This is a genomic window from Streptomyces yerevanensis (assembly GCF_000716805.1).
Lineage (GTDB): Bacteria > Actinomycetota > Actinomycetes > Streptomycetales > Streptomycetaceae > Streptomyces > Streptomyces flaveus.
In genome coordinates, this window is the sequence record NZ_JNWJ01000009.1 from 194,134 (window position 1) to 210,845 (window position 16,712).

A 16,712-nucleotide genomic window follows, 5' to 3' on the forward strand; every position below is an offset into this window, starting at 1 on the left:
TGCGACCCGGATTCGAACCGTACGTCAGCCCGTGAGCGGAGGAAGCCCCGGAAGGGTGACCTGGATTCGGCAACCGCGCTGGGATTCGGCCACCCGGATCCGGCCGCCGTGCAGATCGACGGCCCAGCGCGCGATGGCCAGCCCCAGACCCGTACCGCCGTCGCTGCCCGGACCGTGCGGTGCGACGACTCCGCCCCGGTTGAAACGCTCGAAGACCCGGTGCCACTCCGACTGCGGAATCCCGGGGCCCTCGTCCAGCACCTCCAGATCGAGCGACTCCGGATAGTCCCCGCGCCGTGCCTTCACCGTCACGCGGCCGTGCGGCGGGCTGTGCTTGACCGCGTTGTCGATGAGGTTGGCGACGACCTGGTGGATCCGCTCCGGGTCGGCGTGCGCGGTCAGCTCGGGCGGTGACACGTCCAGGTGCAGATGCACATCCGTACGCGTGTGGGTGCCGGAGCCCGAGGGGATGCCCGCGCGCGCGGAGGACACCATGTTGGCCTCCTTCAGCACGCCGGACAGATACGGCCACACCTCGAAACGGCGCCTGCGCAGCGGTACGACGCCGTTGTCCAGGCGCGAGAGGTCGAGCAGGGTCTCCACCAGGCGGCCGAGGCGTTCCGTCTGCTTCAGGGCGATGCGCATCGTCTCGGGGTCAGCGGCCGACACGCCGTCCACGACGTTCTCCAGAACCGCGCGCAGGCCCGCGATGGGGGTGCGCAGCTCGTGCGAGACGTTCGCCACCAGCTCCTTGCGCTGGAGGTCCTGGGCCTCCAGGTCGTCGGCCATGCGGTTGATCGTCTGGGCCAGGTCGCCCAGCTCGTCGCGGCGGTCGGCGCCCCTGACCCGGCTCGTGTAGTCACCGTGCGAGATGGACCGGGCCACGGTGTTCATCTCGTCCAGCGGGGCCGTCAGCGAGTGCGCCACGAACTGCGTGATCAGCAACGTCGCGATCATCGAGAAGACCGTGATGAAGCGCAGCTCGGTCTCGGTGCGCACGGCGATCGTCATCAGACCGGTGGTGATGAAGACCGAGACGACGACGAGCGTGCCGAGCTTCGTCTTGATGGAGAAGGGCCGCAGATGCTGGAGCGCCGCACCGAGAGGCCCGAAGAGCCTGCCGGCGACGGGCCCTTCCTTCGTACGGAGCACGGCTTCGGCCCGCAGGCGTGCGGCGTCGGACCGTCGGCGCAGGCTGTCGGACCGCCGGTGCAGGATCTCGGAGCGCCGCAGCAGCACGTCGGACCACCACAGCAGGGCCTTCGACCACCACAGCAGGGCGGTCGCGAGGAGCCGCCCCGGGGCGGGGCGGCGTCCCTGCCCGGCGTACGGCTCTTCCGTGCCCTCCGCCTCGCTCACGGCGTCGGCGTCTCCAGGGCGTATCCCACACCGTGCACGGTGCGGATCCTCTCGGCACCGATCTTCCGGCGCAGGGCCTTGATGTGGCTGTCCACGGTCCGGGTGCCGGAGGCGTCCGCCCAGTCCCACACCTCGGCGAGCAGCTGCTCGCGCGAGAGCACCGCACGCGGCGTGTTGGCCAGGCAGACCAGCAGATCGAACTCGGTGGGCGTCAGATGGACGTCCTCGTTGTGCACCCGCACCCGCCGCTGCGCATGGTCGATCTCCAGCTCGCCCAGGCGCAGGATGCCGGAACGGGGAGTCGACGCGGCGACCACGGCGCGCTCCACGCGGCGCAGCAGCACGTGTACACGCGCGGCCAGCTCACGCATGGAGAAAGGCTTCGTCATGTAGTCGTCGGCGCCCACGCCGAGCCCGACCAGCATGTCCGTCTCGTCGTCGCGCGCGGTCAGCATCAGCACCGGCACCGGTCGCTGCGCCTGCACCCGACGGCAGACCTCCAGGCCGTCGAAGCCCGGCAGCATGATGTCGAGGATCAGCAGGTCGGGCTGCCAGGCCTCGGCCGTGTCGACGGCGGCCGGTCCGTCACCTGCGGTCTGTACGAGAAATCCCTCGGCACGCAACCGGGCGGCGATGGCGTCCACGATCGTCGGATCGTCCTCGACCACCAGCACCCGGCGCTGTGCGCCCGGCGTGGCCGCCGTGCCGTTTTGGGATGTGTGGGTCTGCTCCATCGCCCGCCCCTGAAGTGTGCTTTCCGGAATCGTGGGGGTGATTCCATGACTGCGCTTGACGCTTGAATGATCCGCGTCGGTGAGCAGAGTACGGGCAGTTACCACCGCTCGGCTATCCAGGCCCGACCGCGAGATGCACGACGTCCGGAACGCCCCGGGCAACCGGGATCTCTTCGGTACGCACCTGCTGGAACCCGGCATTCCGCAAGGTTCCCTCGAAATCAGACGAGGGCTGGGCCGACCACACGGCCAGCACCCCACCTGGCCTCAACAACCTTGCGCACGCGGCGAGTCCGGCCGCCGAATAGAGGCTTTCGTTGCCCTCCGTCACGGTCCATCCGGGCCCGTTGTCGATGTCCAGGCACAGCGCGTCGTATGTGTCCGATGTCTCATTGACGTAAGCGACCAGGTCGTCTTCGACGATCTCGGTACGCGAATCCGCGAGCGCGGCTGCCGAGATTTCCGCCAGCGGCCCCTCCAGATGCCAGTCGATGATCGCCCGCTCCCGCTCGACCACCGCGATACGTCCCCATCGCGGATCGGCGGCCGCGTGCGCCAGCGAGAACCCGACGCCCAGTCCGCCGATCAGCACGCTCGGCTCGGGACGATCGTCCAGGGCATCGCGAGCGGCGTCGATGAGCAGCCGCTCCGAGCGGCCGTCCGACGTGTCCATCAGGAAGCACCCGTTGGCGATGATCTGCAGCAGTTCGCCGTGCCGGCGCAGGACGACTTCGCCGTACGGGCCGTCGCGGCGGTCGATGACTACGGGAGCTTCCGGGTCTACGGGGGTGTCGTACGGGGTGGTCATGGGGCCATCCTGGCAAGTCGCTCCGGCGAGGGGCAGCCGAATTGGCGGGGCCACGTGGCGTCGGTCTTGCGAGGGCGGCGTTGGCCGGGCCCGGCAGGTCAGTCGGCGGAGCGGAGGTCGGTGACGAGGTGGAAGCGTTCCAGGACTGCGAGCGTTGTGTCGTCCACGGTGAAGTCGGAGTCCTCCAGTGCCGCGCGCATCTCCTCGCTGTGCCAGAACTGCTCGTGGCCCGCCCGCCACTCGGCCACGCTGGTGTAGCCCTCACCTTCGTCCACCGCGTGGGCGAGATCCACCTGCGCCAGCGGTACGACGCGGACGTCGGTCACCTCGATGACTCCCACCGGCCGGTCGTCGGAGTCGACGACCATCGAACGGCTCCCCACCTCGGGCAGTGGCTCACCCTCGTGCTCGTAGTCGACGAGAAGCCCCGTCGTGGACGTCTTGGAACCGTCGAGGATCGCCGCGACGAGCCGGTCGCGCAGCGGGCCGGGGAAGACGAACTCGGCTCTGGGCAACGATGCGAGGTCTTCGGGCGAGGCCGAGTCGGTCGTCATGCGGTCACGGTAATCCGTGCCCGGTCACCTCTCCCGGAGGGGAGGGGGAAGGGGCGTGCGCGCGGAAATGTGACAGTGATGGGGGAGGGTGTCACATTTTCCGGACCCACCTGCCGGTGGGCAGCCGCGCTCGATGGAGCGCAGTCGCCCGCTTGGGCCGAGCCGATAGCGTGCGGCCATGGCCGAACACGCGGAGCGCCCGCTGCTCTTCCTGGACGTCGACGGAACCCTCCTGCCCTACGGGGGAGCGCGCCTTCCCTCGGCGCTTGAGGACTGGGACGCCTGGCAGGACGTATCGAATCCCCAGTTGGCGAAGATCGACCTCGCGCATGGTCCGCGTTTGCTGGCGCTGCCCTGCGCCCTGGTGTGGGCCACCGCGTGGATGGACGACGCCAACGAGGTGATAGCTCCGCTGCTCGGGCTGCCTGAACTTCCGGTGGCGGACCTGCCCGACGCGCCGGAGGAAGACGAGGCAGGAGTGCTGCACTGGAAGACCCGAGCCCTCGTCCAGGCTGCGGCGGGGCGGCCATTCATCTGGGTCGACGACGAGATCACCGACCTCGATCGCGCCTGGGTGTCAACGCACCACCCAGGGCAAGCACTTCTCCACCGTGTCGATTCAACGATCGGCCTCATTGATACGGACTTTGCCGTACTCGATGACTGGCTGCGCGAAACGTGCGGTTCGCCCCGGAGCCTGAGTTAAGAGCTCGGCGATGCCCCGCCGCACCCATCAGCCCGACTCACGCGTCTCGGTCGGCTCCCCGAGCCACACGCTCCAGTCGGCTTCGATGGTTCTCCCACCATGCCGAGTCACCCGGCGGCATGCTGTCGTTGCCCTTGTTCATCCCCACGGCGCCGTCCATGAGTTCTCGGACGATGTCGGCGTGCCCGGCGTGCCGGTGCGTATCGGCGATCACGCGCACGACGGCGTGGTGCAGCGTCACCTCGTCCCTGCCGTCGGGCCACCACGGCACCCTGCCGATCGTGTCCAGTGCCAGCGCGTCGATCGTCGCGTCCGCGTGCGCCCACGCCCGGCGGTAGAGCCCCACGATGTACTCGCGTGACTCGTCGGCGGTGGCCCACATGTCGGCGTTGGGCTCAGCATCCTCGTCGAGCCAGGGCAGCGGCTCGCCGGACGGCCGTCCGAAGGTGTCGCCGAGGTAGCCCAGCTCCGCGGTTGCCGCGTGTTTCACCAGGCCCAGGAGGTTGGTGCCGGTCGGCGTCAGTGGGCGGCGGGTGTCGTACTCCGAGAGCCCTTCGAGCTTCCACAGCAGGGCATCGCGGGCGGACTGGAGGTAGAAGTGCAGGTCGGCCTTGGGATCCGATGCGGTCATGGGGCCAGTCTGCCGCTCGCGTGATCTTTGTTCGCGGCCTTCCTCAAGGAGGAGGACTCAGGGGTCCGTGATCGCTGACAGCGAACGGTCCCCAGCGCGGGGAACATTCCACAACCCCTGTGCATTGAGTCTGCATAACTCAACTTGACTGCCATAGGGGAGACCATGACTTCGACGTCCACACCGCTCACCCTGCCCGTGCTGCCGCTCGACGAAGAGGTCGTGCTGCCCGGAATGGTGGTGCCCCTGGACCTGAACGACGCCGATGTACGAGCCGCGGTGGAGGCCGCGCAGGCCGCCGCACGTTCCAGTGGGAGTAGCAAGCCGAAGGTGCTGCTTGTTCCACGCATCGACGGGACATACGCGAGTACGGGTGTGCTCGGGACCGTCGAGCAGGTCGGCCGGCTGGCCGACGGTGACCCGGGTGCGCTGATCCGCGGGCGTGGGCGGGTGAAGATCGGGGCCGGGACCACCGGGCCCGGAGCCGCGCTGTGGGTCGAGGGGACCCGGGTGGACGAGAGCGTGCCCGACCCGCTGCCTGGTCAGGCCACCGACCTCGTCAAGGAGTACAAGGCCCTCGCCACCAGCTGGCTGCGCAAGCGTGGTGCCTGGCAGGTGGTCGACCGTGTGACGGCGATCGATGACGTGTCCGCCCTGGCCGACAACTCCGGGTACTCGCCTTTCCTGACCACCGCGCAGAAGGTCGAGCTCCTCGAGACCGCCGACCCCGTCGCCCGCCTCAAGCTCGCCACCGAGCAGCTTCGCGAGCACCTCGCCGAGCAGGACGTCGCCGAGTCCATCGCCAAGGACGTACAGGAAGGCGTCGACAAGCAGCAGCGCGAGTTCCTGCTGCGGAGGCAGCTCGAAGCCGTCCGCAAGGAGCTGCGCGAGCTGAACGGTGAGCAGGAAGGCGAGGAGTCCGACGACTACCGGGCCCGCGTCGAGGCCGCCGACCTTCCGGAGAAGGTCCGTGAGGCCGCCCTCAAAGAGGTCGACAAGCTGGAGCGGTCGAGCGACCAGTCGCCCGAGGGCTCCTGGATCCGGACCTGGCTCGACACCGTGCTCGAGCTGCCCTGGAACGAGCGCACGCAGGACGAGTACGACATCCAGGGCGCCCAGGCAATCCTCGACGCCGAGCACGCCGGGCTGCAGGATGTGAAGGAGCGGATCACCGAGTACCTGGCCGTGCGCAAGCGGCGCCTGGAGCGAGGGCTGGGAGTCGTGGGCGGTCGCCGTGGCGGTGCCGTGCTCGCGCTCGTCGGGCCGCCCGGTGTCGGCAAGACCAGCCTCGGCGAGTCCGTCGCGCACGCGATGGGGCGGAAGTTCGTACGGGTCGCCCTCGGCGGCGTACGCGACGAAGCCGAGATCCGCGGTCACCGGCGTACGTACGTGGGCGCGCTGCCCGGTCGTATCGTCCGCGCCATCAAGGAAGCCGGGTCCATGAACCCGGTCGTGCTCCTGGACGAGATCGACAAGGTCGGCTCCGACTTCCGGGGCGACCCCGCCGCCGCCCTGCTCGAAGTCCTCGACCCCGCCCAGAACCACACCTTCCGCGACCACTACCTGGAGGTCGAACTCGACCTGAGCGACGTGGTGTTCCTGGCCACGGCCAACGTCCTGGAAGCCATTCCGGAGGCGCTGCTCGACCGCATGGAACTCGTACGGCTCGACGGCTACACCGAGGACGAGAAGGTCGTCATCGCCCGGGACCACCTGCTGCCGCGGCAGTTGGAGAGGGCCGGTCTTGAGAAGGCCGAAGTCGCCCTGGACGAGAGCGCGTTGCGCAAGCTCGCCGGTGAGTACACGCGGGAAGCGGGTGTACGGAACCTGGAGCGAGCCATCGCACGGCTGCTCCGCAAGGTCGCCGCTCAGCACGAACTCGGCGAGCGGAAGCTGCCGTTCACCGTCGGCGAGGGCGATCTGCGTGAGCTGATCGGCCGGCCGCACCATGTGCCCGAGTCCGCCCAGGACCCGGCCGAGCGTCGTACGGCGGTACCGGGCGTGGCCACCGGGCTCGCGGTCACCGGCGCGGGCGGCGACGTGCTGTACGTGGAGGCGTCGTTGGCCGATCCGGAGACGGGAGCCGCGGGTCTGACCCTCACGGGTCAGCTGGGCGACGTGATGAAGGAATCCGCGAAGATCGCACTCTCCTTCCTCCGCTCGCACGGCGCCGAACTCGAGCTGCCCGTGGCCGACTTGAAGGACCGGGGCGTGCACATCCACTTCCCGGCGGGCGCGGTCCCCAAGGACGGACCGAGCGCGGGCGTCACGATGACGACGGCTCTCGCGTCGCTGCTGAGCGGACGGCTCGTGCGTACGGATGTGGCGATGACCGGTGAGGTCTCGCTGACCGGGCGGGTGCTGCCCATCGGCGGCGTCAAGCAGAAGCTGCTGGCCGCGCATCGGGCCGGTGTCACCACCGTCATCATCCCGAAGCGCAACGAGCCCGACCTGGACGACGTCCCCGCCGAGGTCCTGGAGAAGCTCGACGTCCACGCCGTCACGGACGTCCGCCAGGTGCTGGAGCTGGCGCTGTCGCCGGCTACGAACGGTGCGGCTCCGGAGGTTCCGGTGGCGGCGTGACGGACGCCATCGGGAATGAAGGCCCGGGTCCCCTCGCGGGGCCCGGGTCTTCGGCATACGGCCGGGCGGGGTGGGGGTGGATTTGGGGTTCGTTGCCGGGTGCGGGTCGTGTGTGGCTGGTCGCGCCCACGCGGCGGAGCCGCAAATCGATACAGCCCCGCGCCCCTAAAAGCAAAAGCCTGCGGCTTCCCGCGTCCTGACGGGGCGCACGTGCCCTGGTCTGCTTCTCGGGGCGCCCGCAGCCCGAGCCCGGAAATACCCCCGGAGCTGCGGGAATGACTAAGCTTCGGCCAACTTTCAGGATCGGGAAGCAGAGTCAGGGGCCGATGTGGGCGAGGGCGGAAACGGTGAGGAGCAGCCGTTGCGGTCGGGGCAGGGTGTGGATCAGGAGTTCCTGGCCCTGGAGCGGGAGTTGACCGTTCTCCTGCGGCGCGCGAGGGCCTCCTCCGGGGAGATGGCCCGGGAGGTCCACCCCGATCTGGAGTCCGCCGCGTACGGACTGCTCGCACGCCTGGATGAGCGCAGCGGTCAGCGTGCCACCGAGCTCGCCGCCTTCATCGGCGTCGGCAAGGCCACCATGTCCCGGCAGTTGAGGGCCCTCGAAGAGCTGGGCCTCATCGCCCGCGAGCCCGACCCCGCCGACGGCCGCGCCTGGCTGGTCCACCTCACGGAGGAGGGACGGGCCAGGTTCCGTACGGTCCGGGATGCGCGACGGGCGCGTTACGTGCGCCAGCTCGCGAACTGGGACCGCAAAGAGGTCGCCGAACTGGCCCGGCTGCTGAACCAGTTGAACCGGAGAAGCGAAGGCTGACCTCAGAGGGAGTACGGGTGGATCATAACTCCACGTACACCACCGTCGCGTCATCATGCGTCTTGCTCCGCCCCAGGAACTCCCGCCCCGTATCGGCCCGTTCCAGCTCCCGTACTCGGTCGACGAGCGACTGGCCGCCCTCCTTGCGTACCAGCGTGACGAGGTCGGCCCAGTCGCCCTGGCGGAACTTGTCCACCCAGCGCGTGGCGCCGTCCGTCAGGGCGGTGAGCGTGCGGACGTCGGCGCGCGGGAGCGTGCCGGTCACCGCGCGTGCCGCCACCGAGGGATCCGCGGCGGCCGTGAAGAAGCCGCCCTCCTTGTTGCGGATCGTCGCGTCGGTGATCGCGTGTGTGGCCAGGGAGGCGCGGGGGACGCGGGAGAGGCGGTCGTCGAGGAGCGGGGTGACCGTGCCGGAGGGAGACTCGGCGAGGAGGGCGGAGTCGGACAGGACCAGGTACTCGACCTCGTGCGCGGACCAGCGAGCGAGGACCACAGTGGCCTGAGGGGTTCGTGGGTGAGAAAGGTCACATGTGGTGCGATGGGCGTCAGCGGTTCGCGAGATGGCCTGGCCCAGCACCTCGGTGAGGGGCAGATCTCGGCGTGAAACGGACAGTTCCCCCAGCGCTCCGCCGAGCCGCGCCGTGAACCACGGGACCGAATGCCGACAGTCCACCTCGGTGGCCGGCGGAGTCACACCGTCAAGCACGACAAGCGAGCCGCCCTGACCGGAGGCCGGGAGCCCGGCCGCCGCGTAGTCCTCGTTCGGGCGGGCAGGGTCGCCGGGCACCGAGATCAGTTCCGTACGCATTCGGCCAGTCTGCACGAGCCCTTCACAAGCTTCTTCAAAGGCTGGCAATCGTCGCCGAATTGGCGCGGAGCGGCAGGTCACGCGCCTGAAATGGGGTGGAATAAAAGGCTCCGCCGGGGCGTGGCGGCGCATCTTGCCACCGGCCGCTGTGGGAGTCCAACCGGCCCGCCGCGCAAGGTCGCTGCACTGGCCAGAAGAACTTGCCCACCCCTGCCCCACCGGGGTTCACTCCTTTGGGTGGTGGGTCAGGCGTTGCGCGGCCACCGCCCACCGGCACTGGGAGGGTCGGAAGCCGTAACGGTGGCGACACGTCTGTTTACTGATCGTCACCCGGGCCCATGGGTACACGAGTCAAGAATGCGAGCATCGGTGCAGAAGATGCGGCCTCGGCGCAAAGGCAATCAGACGGCCTCGAACGAGGCCTCCGGGCGCCCGCCGGGCTCCCCGAACTCCCCGGAGCGGGAGCCGGAGCACCCGCGGAACTCCCCGGCGCGAGAGCCCGGTCGCCCCGACCCCGCAGGAAAAGGCCGCCCCGCCCACGTACGCACCCGGCTGATCGTCGCCGTCGCCGTCGTGGCCGCCGCGATCGCCGGAGCCGGTACCCCCTCCATCGTCACCGCCTCCAGCGACCTGAACGACTCCCAGAACCTGGTCACGCTCGCCGATCACACCAAGGACGCGCTGACCCTCGCCCACGCGCTCGCCGACGAACGCGACGAGGTCACCTCCTACATCGCGGCCGGCCGCCCCGACGGCGAAGGCCCCTCCGAACGGCACAGCGCCCGCGTCGACCGGCAGGTCGACGAGCTGAGCACCGAGGAGGCGCCCGCCGAGCTGCGCAAGGACCTCGACGAGATCGCCTCCGTACGCAGAGCAGCGCTCACCGGCGAGAGCACCGCTCTCGAAGCGCATCGGGCGTACTCCGCCGCCATCACCGAACTCCACGGCCTCGCCGAGGACCTGGCCGAGCAGCTGCCGCCCCGCGCGGGCTCCGGCGCGCACGCGCTCGCCGACCTCGACACCGCCGTCCAGCAGGCCGCCGCCACCCGCGGACTGCTCCTCGCCGCGCTGAACGTGCCCACCAGGACCGAGACCGTCACCGACCCGATCACCGGCGAGACCAGCAGGGAGACCACGTCTTCCGCGGCCGACACCAGGACGCGCAACGCCCTCAGCGCCGCCGCCCAACAGGCGAACGTCCGCGAGCAGGCCGCACTCGCCGACTTCCACGACGGCGCGCCCAACACCGACAGCGCCTCGTACTACTCCACGGTGACCGGCCCCGACGTCACCTCCGCCGAGAGGTACCTCGCGACCCTCGTCGACCGGGCGACCCTCTCCGAGTCCGAACTCGGCACCAACACCGAGAAACTGGACGCCGCGCTCTCCGCCCGCGTCGAGTCGATGCGCGGCATCGAGGCATCCCTCAACAGCCAACGGGCCAGGGATCTCGCCCAGTTGCGCGACGACGACGTCACCGCGCTGGAGATCCGTATCGCACTCCTCGGCTTCCTGATGCTGCTCGCCGTCGGCGTCTCCACGGCCATGGCCCGTACGCTCACCCGTCCGCTGGCCGTGCTCCGCCTCGGCTCGGCCCGCCTCGCCGCCGCCCCGGCCACCGAGGAGCCGGTGAAGTTCACCGGCCGCAACGACGAGTTCGCCCAGGTCGTACGCTCCGTCAACGCCCTGCACGCGCACGCCGTCGCGCTCCAGGAGCGGCTGAAGACCCTGGAGAGCGACCGCAAGCACCTCATCGGCGGTCGGCAGCACATGGCCGACGAGCGCGACAAGCTGCGCAGTGAACTCGCCGAGGCCACCGCCCACTTGGCGCAGGTACGGCAGAGCATCCACGGCACCTTCGTCAACCTCTCGCTGCGTACCCTCGGCCTCGTCGAGCGGCAGCTCTCCGTCATCGAGCAGCTCGAGGAGCGCGAGCAGGATCCCGACCGGCTCGGCACGCTCTTCCGTCTCGACCACTTCGCCACCGTCATGCGCCGCCACAGCGAGAACCTGCTGGTCCTCGCGGGCGCCGAACACGGCCACCAGCACCCCGAGCCGGTTCCGCTCATCGATGTCGTACGCGCCGCCGTCAGCGAGATCGAGCGCTACGAACGGGTACGGATCGCCGCGGTGCCGCCACACGCGCACCTCGCCGGGTTCGCGGCGGACGACATCAGCCACCTGGTGGCCGAACTCATGGAGAACGCCACGTCGTTCTCGCCGCCCGACATCCCCGTCGAGGTCTCCGGCTGGCTCCTGGAGAGCGGCGAGGTCATGCTCTCCGTACAGGACGAGGGCATCGGCATGACCACCGAGCGGCTCGACCAGCTCAACGCCCGCCTCTCGGACTTCAGCCCCGATGACAGCTACGACACGTACGACCAGGAGGGCGGCGAGGGTCTCGGGCTCGGCCTGTACGTGGTGGCGCGGCTCGCCCACCGGCACGGCGTACGGGTACGGCTGCGCGAGCAGAAGCAGGGCGGTATCGCGGCGGTCGTGGTCCTGCCCAAGTCGCTGCTCGCCGCCGCACCGGCCATAGCGGTCCCCTCGACGACCCATCCGGCGGTCGGCAGCGCCGGCTCGCTGTCGTTCCCTGGCGCCGACTCCGAGGTCAACTCCAATGTGCTGCACGGCCGTTCGGGCCAATCGAGCGGTTCGAGCCGGGATCCGCTGATCGCGGCGGCGGAGGGGGCGGTACGGGAGGACACCGGCGCCGACGTCGACTCCGACACCGGCGCCGAGGAAGTCGTACGCGCCGAGGAAGTCGTACGCGACGACGAGGCGTCCTACGCGCTCTCCGCACCGGGGGCCGAGCCCGCGCCCACGGAATCCGCTCAGCCCGCAGAGCTCCCGGAGCCCGCTCAGCCCGCAGAGTCCGCTCAGCCGGGCGAGGCACCAGAGCCCGCCCAGGCCCCGGATTCCGCTGAGGCCTCGGAGCCACCAGAGCCCTCCGGGCCCGAGACCACCATGGCGCTCATCGCCATCCCCGCGCAGGCCGACAACCCCGACCCCTACGCCATCGGCCCCGACTCCCACGAACGGGCCCACGACGACCGTTTCGTGGACGAGCGGGTCGCGGACGAGCAAGTCGCGGACGAGCAGGTCGCGGACGAGCCGGACCGGGTCACCGACAAGGGGCTGCCCAAGCGGACGCCCAAGATCAACGCGCCCGCACCGGCGGCCAGGCCGCGCGCGGCCTCCGTGGACGCCGAGGCGCTGCGCCGCAGGCTGGGCGGGTTCCACCGGGGCGCGATCGAGGGCCGCCGGGACGTCGAGGCGGAGCTCGCCGAGCAGCAGACGGCCGGGACGCGGGCGCCGACAGGGGAACGCGCGGAACGCGCCACAGAAACCGCAGCGGAACGCGCAGCACAAGTCGTGGAGACCGAGGGGGACAACGTCCAGGGGGACACCGTCGAGGAGGCAAGCAGTTGAAGGCGCCGAGTACCTTCGGACTGAGTAATGAGGCCCGCAATCTGCACTGGCTGCTGACGAACCTCGTCGAGGAGGTGCCGGGCATCCTGTCGGTCGCGGTGGTCTCCTCCGACGGTCTGCTGCTGCTCTCCTCCGACCCCGGGAGAAACGCGGAAGCCGTCGCCGTGGCGGGCACGGCCAGGCCCACAGGCCCCAGGGGCTCCTCCGCCGACCTCGCCACCGTCGTCTCCGGCATCGGCAGCCTCACCATCGGCGCCGCCAGGCTGATGGACTCCGGCCGCGTCAAGCAGACCATGGTCGCGATGGAGGAGGGCAGCCTCTTCGTCATGTCGATCAGCGACGGCTCGCTGCTCGGTGTGCACGGCGCGTCGGACTGCGACATGAGCGTCGTCGCGTACCACATGGCGCTCTTCGTGGGCCGCGCCGGGCACGTCCTGACCCCCGAACTCCGCAGCGAGCTGCGCCAGTCGATAGAGGACGCGTCGATAGGGAGCACCCAGTGAGCAGCCAGGCGCCCAAGCTTCCGGTACGAGGTGCCGACCGGAAACCGGCCCGCGTACGTCCCTACTCGCTCACCGGCGGCCGTACGCGCTTCGGGCACGTACTGCTCGTCGAGACCTTCGTCGCCAGCACCGCCGCGCTCGAAGCCCCCGAAGAACGGCGGGAGTTGACGAACGGCTCGCTCAACACCCGCGTCATGCCCGAGATGCGGGCCATCGTCGAACTCTGCCGCCGGATGCGCACGGTGGCCGAGATCTCCGCGCTGCTGAAGATGCCGCTCGGCGTGGTCCGCGTACTCATCAGCGATCTGGCGGACCAGGGAAAGATCCGCGTGTACGGAACCGGTCACGGCACCGGACAGCCGGACCGCGCACTGCTCGAAAGGGTGCTGAATGGACTCCGCCGTCTCTGAGGCCGTCGCCGAACCCATAGCCGTCCCGGACGCGGACGAGAACCTCCAGGCCTGGCAGACGGACCCGACACGCGCCCCGATCGCCACGAAGATCGTGGTGGCGGGCGGCTTCGGCGTCGGCAAGACCACGCTCGTCGGCGCCGTCTCGGAGATTACGCCCCTCGAGACCGAGGCGCTGATGACCGAGGCGAGCGAGGACACCGACGACCTCAGCGCGACGCCCGAGAAGCTGACGACGACCGTGGCCATGGACTTCGGCCGCATCACACTCGACGACGACCTGGTGCTCTACCTCTTCGGCACACCGGGCCAGCAGCGGTTCTGGTTCATGTGGGACGACCTCGTACGCGGGGCGATCGGCGCGGTCGTCCTCGCCGACACCCGCCGCCTGAAGGACTGCTTCCCCGCCCTTGACTACTTCGAGAGCTGCGGACTGCCGTACGTCGTCGCCGTCAACCACTTCGACGGCACCGACCGGTACGAGCCCGAAGACGTACGCGAGGCCCTCACCGTGCCCGCACACATACCTGTCATGATCATGGACGCGCGCCGCCGGATCTCGGTGATCGAGACCCTGCTGGCCCTCGTCGGCCACGCGCTCGAAGTAAGCCCCGAGTAGTCGCCAGTAGTTCAGGCCAGTAGTTCCAGGTAGGAGACAGGACCCGCATGCGGAAGATACTCGTCGTCGGAGCCGGTCAGTCCGGACTCCAGCTCGCCCTCGGACTCCAGTCGCACGGGTACGAGGTCACCCTGATGTCCAACCGGACGGCGGACGAGATCCGTACCGGCCGCGTCATGTCCACGCAGTGCATGTTCCACACGGCCCTGCAGCACGAGCGCGATCTCCAGCTGAACTTCTGGGAGTCCCAGGCCCCGAAGATCGAAGGACTCGGCGTCTCGGTCGCCGCCCCCGGCTCGCATGACCCGGGCCCCACGCAGCGTGCGATCGACTGGGTGGGCAGCCTCGACGGGTACGCGCAGTCCGTCGACCAGCGCGTGAAGATGGCCGGCTGGATGGAGACGTTCGCGCAGCGCGGCGGCCAGCTCGTCATCCACGGCGCGGCGGTGTCCGACCTCGACTACTTCTCCCGTACGTACGACCTGGTGCTGGTGTCGGCGGGCAAGGGTGAGCTGGTCTCCATGTTCGGCCGGGACGCCGCCCGCTCCCCATACAGCGAGCCGCAGCGCGCGCTGGCCGTCGCGTACGTGCACGGCCTCGGCCCGCGCCCCGAGCACCCGGACTACGAAGCGGTCCGCTGCAACCTGATCCCCGGCGTCGGCGAACTCTTCGTCATGCCCTGCCTCACCAACTCCGGCCGCGCCGACATCCTCTTCTTCGAGGGCATACCCGGCGGCCCGCTCGACGTCTTCCAGGGCGTCAAGGACCCGGCCGAACACCTCTCCCTGACCCTGGAACTCATGGAGCGGTTCGTGCCGTGGGAGTACGCGCGGGCCACCAAGGTCGAACTGACCGACGCCAACGGCACGCTGTCCGGTCGCTACACCCCCACCGTCCGCAACCCCGTCGGCCGACTGCCCGGCGGCGGCCTGGTCCTGGGCGTCGCGGACGTCGTCGTGGCGAACGACCCGATCACCGGCCAGGGCTCCAACTCCGCCTCGAAATGCGCGGCTTCGTACCTGGACTCGATCCTCTCGCACGGTGAGCGGGAGTTCGACGAGGCCTGGATGCGGGGGACCTTCGAGCGTTACTGGGACACCGCGCAGTACGTCACCAAGTGGACCAACGCGATGCTCGGCGCCCCGCCGGAGCACGTCCTGAACCTGATCGGCGCCGCCGGCCAGCTCCCGCCGGTCGCCGACCGCTTCGCCAACGGCTTCAACGACCCGGCGGACTACGAGAACTTCTTCTACGAGCCCGAGAAGACGGGCGCCTACCTGGCCTCGGTCACCGGAGCCTGACCGGCTTCTGACCAGCAATCCAGCTGTCGTCACCTGTCGTTGTCTGTCGTCGTCGGCTACCCTCGGACGGCCCACAGACGGCCCGGCGAAGGGCCCGCTGAGCAGCTAGCGGCTTGTCGCGTCGCTTGTCGTCTGGCTTGTCGCTTGTCTTGTCGCTTGTCGGGTCGCAGGTCAGACAGGGTTTCCGCCCTCAGGGCAGGAGCGGGGGCGTCCTTATCCCTGAGGGTGACAAGCGACAAGACAAGCGGGCGCTGGCAGGGAAGGGCTGGCGGCCGTTGCGTGGGAGGAAGAGCAAGAAGGACCGCCCTTCGGGCGGACGCTCGTTGGGCGCCCTCCCCAGGCCGTGGCTCTGGCATCGTCGGCGGCTACTGGGTAGTGGGGTCCCCAGTAGAAACACCTCGGTAGGAGCCCTCTGAGCGCGCTACTGGGGTGTCCTACTGGGTAGTGGGTGCGCCCCACTACCCAGTAGCACCGCACGGAGGCATTTGGGGCGGGGCGAACCCGCGGCGCCCCAAATGCCTCCGTGCGAAACGACTCGTGAAACGAAATGGCCCCGCTCACCCGGCGCCTGAAAAGCCGTCTGCCGCCCGGACCGCCGACGACTTCCCGGATCGAGTTACCGGCTACTGGCAACCTTGCCACTAGCCAGTAGAAGGCGTTCACCAGCGGCTATCAGGCCCCGAGAAGGTGTTCCGGCTTGCCAGTAGCCAGTAGCCAGTAGCCCGACGGGCGGGTCCGTCCTGACACCCCCGTGCGTGCCTCAGAACGGCAATCCAGGGCGGGAGCTCCGGCCGCCGTCGGAGCGAAGGCCGTGGATGCCCCTCAGGGCGCCTGGACCCCCTTGCGTGGGGTTGGAAGGCCCCCAAGGTCGCGAACGGCCACCCGTGACCTCACGGAGATGCTGTGTGACGGAAGTTTCCGCTTCCCTACACGCGCGTGCGCGTATGGGCCCCTCCCCGGAAACCCCGGCAACTTGGAAACCCGCAGGTCAGAGGCGGTTGCGGGGGTCAACCGGCGCTGTCACTGCAACCGACGGCATCAACCGCCGTAAATCGGGCGGGATGGCGACCCGGCATAACGACCGCCCACGCAAGCAAGAGGAGCACGCCCCGCCCGTGGTGCTCCTCTTGCTTGTACGGGCGTGACGGCTTTTACCTCCGGGGGCAAGGACGGCCACCCCGCCGGTAAAAGCCGTCCTGGGCGCCTTCCAAGTGGCAGGCGGCAGACGGGGGCGGGTGCCGTCGGGCCCCACCCGCCTTGGAAGGCCCCCCATGGCTCTTCAGAGATGGGGGCAGGCGGCCGTTCGTCCCGCGATCCTGCCCTCCTGAAGAGCCTTCCTTCCTCTCTTACTAGAGAGTTGAGGGAAGATAGCGTCCGCAGCGTCCGCCGGACATCGCCCACCCCCTCTGACCTGCACTGTTTCTGTGGACGCTAAACAAAATGTTTAGCGTCC

General features: G+C 69.6%; 14 protein-coding genes. 8 read left to right on the forward strand and 6 right to left on the reverse strand.

The features are described 5' to 3' along the window. Nucleotides 1-24: 24 nt before the first annotated feature. The 4 genes from OP79_RS12015 to OP79_RS12030 all read right to left on the reverse strand — a co-directional run bounded on the left by OP79_RS12015 (nucleotide 25) and on the right by OP79_RS12030 (nucleotide 3,455). Nucleotides 25-1,083, reverse strand: a complete 1,059-nt coding sequence (locus OP79_RS12015; protein WP_078491751.1) for a HAMP domain-containing sensor histidine kinase — start codon at nucleotides 1,081-1,083, stop codon at nucleotides 25-27. 272 nt (nucleotides 1,084-1,355) lie between these two features. Continuing rightward, on the reverse strand, nucleotides 1,356-2,093 hold the full coding sequence (locus OP79_RS12020; protein ID WP_033320088.1) for a response regulator transcription factor: 738 nt from the start codon (nucleotides 2,091-2,093) through the stop codon (nucleotides 1,356-1,358). Between the two features lie 112 nt (nucleotides 2,094-2,205). Further along, nucleotides 2,206-2,901 (reverse strand): spermidine synthase family protein, encoded by a 696-nt coding sequence (locus OP79_RS12025; protein WP_033320089.1) that lies wholly within the window; start codon nucleotides 2,899-2,901, stop codon nucleotides 2,206-2,208. Between the two features lie 98 nt (nucleotides 2,902-2,999). Beyond that, the gene (locus OP79_RS12030; protein WP_033320090.1) at nucleotides 3,000-3,455 is read right to left on the reverse strand and encodes an ASCH domain-containing protein; all 456 of its coding nucleotides are present in this window, start codon (nucleotides 3,453-3,455) and stop codon (nucleotides 3,000-3,002) included. Nucleotides 3,456-3,633: 178 nt separating this feature from the next. Between OP79_RS12030 and OP79_RS12035 the strand changes: the two genes are divergently transcribed. After that, nucleotides 3,634-4,161 (forward strand): HAD domain-containing protein, encoded by a 528-nt coding sequence (locus tag OP79_RS12035; RefSeq protein ID WP_033320091.1) that lies wholly within the window; start codon nucleotides 3,634-3,636, stop codon nucleotides 4,159-4,161. Between the two features lie 37 nt (nucleotides 4,162-4,198). Here the strand turns inward: OP79_RS12035 and OP79_RS12040 are convergent, their stop codons facing one another. Next, nucleotides 4,199-4,792: a DinB family protein gene (locus OP79_RS12040; protein WP_033320092.1), complete on the reverse strand. Its 594-nt coding sequence runs from the start codon at nucleotides 4,790-4,792 to the stop codon at nucleotides 4,199-4,201. A gap of 165 nt (nucleotides 4,793-4,957) precedes the next feature. On the opposite strand from OP79_RS12040, the gene lon reads away from it, so the two are divergent. Both lon and OP79_RS12050 read left to right on the forward strand, forming a co-directional pair. Further along, complete coding sequence (gene lon, locus OP79_RS12045; RefSeq protein ID WP_033320093.1) at nucleotides 4,958-7,375, forward strand: endopeptidase La; 2,418 nt, start codon at nucleotides 4,958-4,960, stop codon at nucleotides 7,373-7,375. 328 nt (nucleotides 7,376-7,703) lie between these two features. After that, nucleotides 7,704-8,186: a MarR family winged helix-turn-helix transcriptional regulator gene (locus OP79_RS12050; protein WP_033320094.1), complete on the forward strand. Its 483-nt coding sequence runs from the start codon at nucleotides 7,704-7,706 to the stop codon at nucleotides 8,184-8,186. Nucleotides 8,187-8,208: 22 nt separating this feature from the next. On the opposite strand, the gene OP79_RS12055 is transcribed toward OP79_RS12050, so the two are convergent. Next, entirely contained in the window at nucleotides 8,209-8,994 is a 786-nt protein-coding gene (locus tag OP79_RS12055) for a protein phosphatase 2C domain-containing protein (RefSeq protein ID WP_033320095.1), read from the reverse strand. A 357-nt stretch (nucleotides 8,995-9,351) separates the two neighbouring features. Between OP79_RS12055 and OP79_RS12060 the strand changes: the two genes are divergently transcribed. The 5 genes from OP79_RS12060 to OP79_RS12080 are packed head-to-tail and all read left to right on the forward strand — an operon-like array spanning nucleotide 9,352 to nucleotide 15,259. Then, on the forward strand, nucleotides 9,352-12,426 hold the full coding sequence (locus tag OP79_RS12060) for a sensor histidine kinase (RefSeq protein WP_078491743.1): 3,075 nt from the start codon (nucleotides 9,352-9,354) through the stop codon (nucleotides 12,424-12,426). Next, on the forward strand, nucleotides 12,423-12,929 hold the full coding sequence (locus OP79_RS12065) for a roadblock/LC7 domain-containing protein (RefSeq protein ID WP_033320096.1): 507 nt from the start codon (nucleotides 12,423-12,425) through the stop codon (nucleotides 12,927-12,929). The genes OP79_RS12060 and OP79_RS12065 overlap by 4 nt, the downstream gene beginning before the upstream one ends. Continuing rightward, nucleotides 12,926-13,339 carry a DUF742 domain-containing protein gene (locus OP79_RS12070; RefSeq protein WP_033320097.1) on the forward strand — a complete coding sequence of 138 codons (414 nt, stop codon included), beginning with the start codon at nucleotides 12,926-12,928 and terminating at the stop codon, nucleotides 13,337-13,339. The genes OP79_RS12065 and OP79_RS12070 overlap by 4 nt, the downstream gene beginning before the upstream one ends. Beyond that, nucleotides 13,320-13,958, forward strand: coding sequence for a GTP-binding protein (locus OP79_RS12075; RefSeq protein ID WP_033320098.1), 639 nt, complete (start codon nucleotides 13,320-13,322; stop codon nucleotides 13,956-13,958). Before OP79_RS12070 ends, OP79_RS12075 begins: the two co-directional genes overlap by 20 nt. Before the next feature lie 47 nt (nucleotides 13,959-14,005). Then, entirely contained in the window at nucleotides 14,006-15,259 is a 1,254-nt protein-coding gene (locus OP79_RS12080) for a styrene monooxygenase/indole monooxygenase family protein (RefSeq protein WP_033320099.1), read from the forward strand. Nucleotides 15,260-16,712 lie beyond the last annotated feature (1,453 nt).

Excerpts from the sequence above, each read along its gene's own strand:
- OP79_RS12020 (WP_033320088.1), bottom strand. The coding sequence starts at position 2,093 with ATGGAGCAGACCCACACATCCCAAAACGGCACGGCGGCCACGCCGGGC.
- OP79_RS12025 (WP_033320089.1), bottom strand. The coding sequence starts at position 2,901 with ATGACCACCCCGTACGACACCCCCGTAGACCCGGAAGCTCCCGTAGTC.
- OP79_RS12030 (WP_033320090.1), bottom strand. The coding sequence starts at position 3,455 with ATGACGACCGACTCGGCCTCGCCCGAAGACCTCGCATCGTTGCCCAGA.
- OP79_RS12035 (WP_033320091.1), top strand. The coding sequence starts at position 3,634 with ATGGCCGAACACGCGGAGCGCCCGCTGCTCTTCCTGGACGTCGACGGA.
- OP79_RS12040 (WP_033320092.1), bottom strand. The coding sequence starts at position 4,792 with ATGACCGCATCGGATCCCAAGGCCGACCTGCACTTCTACCTCCAGTCC.
- lon (WP_033320093.1), top strand. The coding sequence starts at position 4,958 with ATGACTTCGACGTCCACACCGCTCACCCTGCCCGTGCTGCCGCTCGAC.
- OP79_RS12055 (WP_033320095.1), bottom strand. The coding sequence starts at position 8,994 with ATGCGTACGGAACTGATCTCGGTGCCCGGCGACCCTGCCCGCCCGAAC.
- OP79_RS12060 (WP_078491743.1), top strand. The coding sequence starts at position 9,352 with ATGCGAGCATCGGTGCAGAAGATGCGGCCTCGGCGCAAAGGCAATCAG.
- OP79_RS12075 (WP_033320098.1), top strand. The coding sequence starts at position 13,320 with ATGGACTCCGCCGTCTCTGAGGCCGTCGCCGAACCCATAGCCGTCCCG.
- OP79_RS12080 (WP_033320099.1), top strand. The coding sequence starts at position 14,006 with ATGCGGAAGATACTCGTCGTCGGAGCCGGTCAGTCCGGACTCCAGCTC.